The organism is Pseudomonas sp., from assembly GCF_050739655.1.
Classification (GTDB): Bacteria; Pseudomonadota; Gammaproteobacteria; order Pseudomonadales; family Pseudomonadaceae; genus Aquipseudomonas.
Genome location: NZ_JBOIBY010000170.1, coordinates 1 through 4,322, shown reverse-complemented (window position 1 = coordinate 4,322; position 4,322 = coordinate 1). Strand labels below are relative to the sequence as shown.

Sequence of the window (4,322 nt, the reverse complement as noted above, 5' to 3'; positions counted from 1 at the left end):
ACCATGCGGATCAGACCACGACGGGAGTGGTGGTCTTTACCGTTGGCCTTGAAGTGACCTTGCAGTTTGTTGATGTTGGCGGTCAGCAGTGCAACTTGCACTTCTGGCGAACCGGTGTCACCAACAGCTTGCTGGTAGTCAGCTACGATTTGAGCTTTTTCTTGAACGTCGAGAGCCATGAGGCAATCCTTTTATCAGGAAACTGTTTCAGAAAAACAGTTTCAACAGGCCAGGGACAAATCCCTGTATCTAAAAATGAGTAGTGACCGTGCCTGTTAACAGCCACCCTCGTCCGGTCATTCTGACCGAATCAGTCGACGAGGCGCGATACGCCCGTCTTCGCTCACTTCACCGATACCGATGAAGCGACCATTGTGATCCTGTACCCGTACCATGCCGAACTTCGGTGCATCCGGGGCGCGTACCGGCTGGCCATTTAGCCAGTAGAAAGCGCTCGCTTCCGAGAACTGCAGGAGCGGCCAATCCAGCAGGCCGCTGTCCGATGGCAGCAGGAAGCGATCGACCGCTTCGTTGCCGCCTTCGGCATGTACCGCTTCCAGCTCTTCCAGCGTAACTGTCTGCGCCAGGGTGAATGGCCCGGCCTGGGTACGTCGCAACTCTGCAACGTAAGCGCCACAACCGAGTTTCTCACCGATATCCTCCACCAAGGTGCGGATATAGGTGCCTTTGCTGCAATCCACCGCCAGCCGCGCAGTATCACCTTCGAAGGCCAGCAATTCCAAGCGCGCAATAGTAACAGAACGCGGTTCGCGCTCCACTACTTCGCCTGCACGGGCCAGCTTGTACAGCGGTTGCCCATCACGCTTGAGTGCGGAGTACATCGGTGGTATCTGACTGATTTGCCCACGAAAATCCGGCAGAGCAGCTTCGATATCGGCGCGACCAACGGTCACTGGGCGTTCCTGCAAAACCTCACCCTCGGCATCGGCCGTGGTGGTGGTTTTGCCCAATTGCGCCAGGGTTTCGTAACCCTTGTCGGAATCGAGCAGGTATTGCGAGAACTTGGTGGCCTCTCCAAAGCACAGCGGCAGAACGCCAGTAGCCAGTGGATCGAGGCTGCCAGTGTGTCCGGCTTTCTCGGCGTTGAGCAACCAGCGGACCTTCTGCAAGGCCGCATTGGAGGTGAACCCCAATGGCTTGTCGAGCAGGATGATACCGCTGACGTTACGACGGATACGTTTGACCTGAGCCACCGGTTACTCCTTGGTGCCTTCGGCGTCTGCCGCAACCGTATGCTGGCTGTCCTCAGCCACTGCGCGCTCGATCAAAGCCGACAGATGCGCACCGCGCACAACGCTTTCATCGTAGTGGAAGTGCAACTGTGGAACGCTACGCAGCTTCATTTCGCGAGCCAACTGCATGCGCAGGAAACCTGCGGCGGAGTTGAGCACCTTGATACTTTGTGCGATTTCTTCGTGGCCGTCCTGGCCCATCACGGTGATGAAAATCTTGGCGTGACCAACGTCACGACTGACTTCCACTGCAGTAATGGTGACCAGGCCTACACGCGGGTCTTTGACTTCGCGACGGATCAGTTGCGCCAACTCGCGCTGCATCTGATCGCCGATACGTTGGGTACGGCTATATTCTTTTGCCATGTCTTGTTACCTGTAACTGCCTCACGGTTAAACCCGTAAGGTCTGAAAGCGGCAAACGCCCGGCCTGACAGAAGCCAGGCCGGGCGTTGCGTTTAGAGTCCTTGCGATGCGCCGTGCATTTGCATGCGGCTGACCATCACGGCTCCTGAAGTGCGCGAGTTAAAGGCTGCGAGCAACCTGAACCTTCTCGAAGACTTCGATCTTGTCACCGACTTTAACGTCGTTGTAGCTCTTCACGCCGATACCGCATTCCATGCCGGCACGTACTTCGGAAGCGTCATCCTTGAAGCGGCGCAGGGATTCCAGCTCGCCTTCGAAGATAACGATGTCTTCACGCAGTACACGGATTGGACGGTTACGGTGAACAACACCTTCGATAACCATGCAACCGGCGATCGCGCCAAACTTCGGCGAACGGAACACGTCACGCACCTCGGCGATGCCCAGGATGTTCTCGCGAACATCGCTGCCAAGCATACCGGTCAGGGCTTTCTTGACGTCTTCGATGATGTCGTAGATCACGTTGTAGTAACGCATATCCAGACCTTCCTGCTCGACGATCTTGCGAGCGCCTGCATCGGCACGTACGTTAAAGCCGAACAGTACAGCGTTGGAGGCCAGTGCCAGGTTGGCGTCGGATTCGGTGATACCACCGACACCGCCACCAACTACGCGCACTTGCACTTCGTCGTTGCCCAGGCCGTTCAGAGCACCTTGCAGAGCTTCCAACGAACCACGGACGTCAGATTTGAGGACGATATTGAGCGTCTTCTTCTCTTCCTGACCCATGTTTTCGAAGATATTTTCCAGCTTGCCTGCGTGAGCACGAGCCAGTTTGACTTCGCGGAACTTGCCTTGACGGAACAGAGCCACTTCACGGGCTTTCTTCTCGTCGGCAACCACGCTCATCTCGTCGCCAGCGTCCGGAGTACCGTCCAGGCCGAGAATCTCGACAGGGATGGCCGGGCCAGCTTCCTTGATTGGCTTGCCGTTCTCGTCGAGCATGGCGCGAACACGGCCATAGTTCGAACCGACCAGAACCATGTCGCCTTGACGCAGAGTACCGTCTTGAACCAGAACGGTAGCCACCGGGCCACGGCCCTTGTCCAGGCGAGATTCAACCACGACACCACGGCCAGGAGCCGACGGAGTAGCGGTCAGTTCCAGAACTTCGGCTTGCAGCAGAACGGCTTCGAGCAATTCGTCGACGCCGGTACCCATCTTCGCGGAAACCGGTACGAACGGAGTGTCACCACCCCACTCTTCCGAGGTCACGCCATGGACCGACAGTTCGCTACGGATGCGATCGAGATCGGCGCCCGGCTTGTCGATCTTGTTCACTGCCACGACCAGCGGTACACCTGCGGCCTTGGCGTGCTGAACAGCTTCAACGGTCTGCGGCATTACGCCGTCGTCCGCTGCAACCACCAGGATCACGATGTCGGTCGCCTTGGCGCCACGGGCACGCATTGCGGTAAACGCGGCGTGACCAGGGGTGTCGAGGAACGTCACCATGCCACGGTCGGTTTCAACGTGGTAAGCACCGATGTGCTGGGTGATACCACCGGCTTCGCCAGCAGCAACCTTGGCACGACGGATGTAGTCGAGCAGGGAAGTTTTACCGTGGTCAACGTGGCCCATTACGGTCACGACTGGTGCACGGGAAACTGCCTCGCCTTCAAACTTCAGGGACTCGGCCAGGGAATCTTCCAGGGCGGTGTCGCTGACCAGGGTCACTTTGTGGCCCAGCTCTTCAGCAACCAGCTGGGCAGTTTCCTGATCCAGTACCTGGTTGATGGTCGCTGGAGTACCCAGTTTGAACATGAACTTGATGATTTCAGCAGCCTTGACCGACATCTGCTGGGCCAGATCGCCCACTGTGATGGTCTCGCCGATCTTCACTTCGCGCACGACAGGGCCGGTTGGGCTCTGGAAACCGTGAGCGTTGCGCTTCTTCAGCTTGGCCTTGCCGCGACCACCACGACGGAAGCCATCGCTTTCTTCGTCGGTAGTACGTGGGGCAACGCGTGGCGCAGGAGCCTTTTCCTTGACCGAAGCACGATGCGGAGCATTTTTGCGCTCGCCATCGCCACTACCGCGACGATTGTTGTCGTCTGCACGTGGCTTGTCCGGACGACGCTGTTCGTCGCGCTTGCGAGTGTCGGCCGCAGGAGCCGGTGCAGCAGCCACAACCGGGGCGCTTTCACGCACAGGCTCGACGACTGCAGCAGGCGCTGCAACAGGTGCGGCTGGAGCGGTCGTCGCAGCAGCTGGCTGGCGACGCGCTTCTTCTTCGGCGCGACGCTTGGCTTCTTCTTCAGCCTTCTGACGAGCAGCATTTTCTACTGCGCGACGTTCATCCATTTCACGCTTGCGCTCGGCTTCAATTTCTTCCGGGCTGCGCTGTACGAAGACTTTCTTCTTACGTACTTCGACGCTGATGCTTTTGCTGCCAGCAACCCGCAGGGTGCTGGTGGTTTTACGCTGCAGCGTGATCTTGCGTGGTTCTTCCACTTTCGCCTTGTGGCTGCTTTTCAAGTGAGTCAGCAACGATTGCTTCTCACTGTCAGTCACATTTTCTTCGGCGGCGGTGTGCGGCAGACCTGCCTCACGCATCTGCTGCAACAGGCGCTCTACCGGTGTTTTGACCTCATCGGCCAGTTGTTTCACCGTGACTTGCGTCATGCACTTCTCTCCTCAGGC

General features: G+C 57.9%; 4 protein-coding genes. All 4 read right to left on the bottom strand.

What is annotated here, in order from left to right:
* A partial coding sequence (rpsO, locus tag ACRESJ_RS08035) for a 30S ribosomal protein S15 (RefSeq protein ID WP_431757432.1) occupies nt 1-179 on the bottom strand: 179 nt, incomplete at its 3' end.
* Nucleotides 180-296: 117 nt separating this feature from the next.
* Nucleotides 297-1,214 carry a tRNA pseudouridine(55) synthase TruB gene (gene truB / locus ACRESJ_RS08030; RefSeq protein ID WP_431757431.1) on the bottom strand — a complete coding sequence of 306 codons (918 nt, stop codon included), beginning with the start codon at nt 1,212-1,214 and terminating at the stop codon, nt 297-299.
* 3 nt (nt 1,215-1,217) lie between these two features.
* Nucleotides 1,218-1,619: a 30S ribosome-binding factor RbfA gene (gene rbfA / locus ACRESJ_RS08025; protein WP_175375873.1), complete on the bottom strand. Its 402-nt coding sequence runs from the start codon at nt 1,617-1,619 to the stop codon at nt 1,218-1,220.
* A gap of 159 nt (nt 1,620-1,778) precedes the next feature.
* The gene (gene infB / locus ACRESJ_RS08020; protein ID WP_431757430.1) at nt 1,779-4,304 is read right to left on the bottom strand and encodes a translation initiation factor IF-2; all 2,526 of its coding nucleotides are present in this window, start codon (nt 4,302-4,304) and stop codon (nt 1,779-1,781) included.
* Nucleotides 4,305-4,322 lie beyond the last annotated feature (18 nt).